We start from the raw sequence: 1,046 nt of genomic DNA, 5'->3' as shown, positions 1-1,046 counted from the left end.
TATTGCCCTGATCACAGCTGGGTTTACGATTGGCTCTACCATTGAAGTGGGAAATCGGCAACCCGGTACTGTTGCTAGCTTTACTGAAACTGATTTACCTAGCTTATCAATCCGAGAGCAAGAACATTTGCAAACTCGTGCCGCTGTACCTTACCGAGACCCGAATTTATCAGACTCAGCCTCGGACATTTTACACCAACGTCGCCTAGAGCAGCAAAACTCTTTACTTGAACCAACCTCCCATTGGAAAAAGCGTTGGTTGAGAGAGCAAAGGGAATAGGGAATAGGGAACAGGGAGTAGGGAGTAGGGAGTAGGGAGTAGGGAGTAGGGAGTAGCAAAAGGCAAAAGGTGTTGCTTATTGAACCTCCCCATCCGTCGCAGGAATGGGGATTCCCAGGCACAACATAGTTGGTTGTTATCTCCATGGGCGTAACTTTCCCCCGCACCGGAGGTAGCTGAGTGGGGTCAATACCCAGTTTTTTTTGAGACCCTTACTTTTTATATTAACACTATTTGAGAGGGAAAATTCATCCTCGAAGACGAAACCTTAGGATAGTGGAGCCTTTATGGTTGGTCGGCTGTGCGAAAAAGGGTCAAAACTGTTTGATTAAGGCGACCCTATCCTTACGGTAACTTCAAGACCTAAGAGGACGGAGTATTCTTTTCCCTCTCAAACTCTCCCACTCTGATAATTGAATGATTTTAAGAGTGAGGTGGAATGGGCATCAGGCGTGGAACTGGCATCTTGCCAGTTTCATGCTTATTTTCGCGCGGGCAGGATGCCCACTCTACGAATATTCATTCAAAGACTGACGCAACGCCAGGCAAAAGGCATGCAATAGTCAAGACAGGTTTAAGCGATGCAGTCCCGATTCCCGATTCCCGATTCCCGATTCCCGATTCCCTTCCTATAGTCATAATACGGTAATTTTCTACTTAATTAGCAATTAATCAGAGTTTAATCGGTAATAATCCTATTTATTCTCCCAATACATTGATCATTCTTATCCTGAATTCTTAATTCTCTCTCGTGCATCTTAAAAAA

Annotated in this window: 2 protein-coding genes and 1 pseudogene; 2 read left to right on the top strand and 1 reads right to left on the bottom strand. The window is 44.8% G+C overall.

The features are described 5' to 3' along the window. Positions 1-280, top strand: a pseudogene (locus tag F6K49_RS52590) (hypothetical protein); the annotation flags it as partial. Here the strand turns inward: F6K49_RS52590 and F6K49_RS52585 are convergent. Then, complete coding sequence (locus tag F6K49_RS52585) at positions 224-373, bottom strand: hypothetical protein (RefSeq protein ID WP_293111064.1); 150 nt, start codon at positions 371-373, stop codon at positions 224-226. The pseudogene F6K49_RS52590 and the gene F6K49_RS52585 overlap by 57 nt on opposite strands. A 346-nt stretch (positions 374-719) precedes the next feature. On the opposite strand from F6K49_RS52585, the gene F6K49_RS52580 reads away from it, so the two are divergent. Continuing rightward, a complete protein-coding gene (locus tag F6K49_RS52580) occupies positions 720-929 on the top strand; it encodes a hypothetical protein (protein WP_293111062.1) in 210 nt (69 codons plus the stop codon). Positions 930-1,046: the final 117 nt, after the last annotated feature.

It is taken from the genome of Moorena sp. SIO3I6 (assembly GCF_010672095.1).
This window is presented reverse-complemented; position numbering and strand designations above follow the sequence as displayed.

Excerpts from the sequence above, each read along its gene's own strand:
- F6K49_RS52585 (WP_293111064.1), bottom strand. The coding sequence starts at position 373 with ATGGGGAGGTTCAATAAGCAACACCTTTTGCCTTTTGCTACTCCCTAC.
- F6K49_RS52580 (WP_293111062.1), top strand. The coding sequence starts at position 720 with ATGGGCATCAGGCGTGGAACTGGCATCTTGCCAGTTTCATGCTTATTT.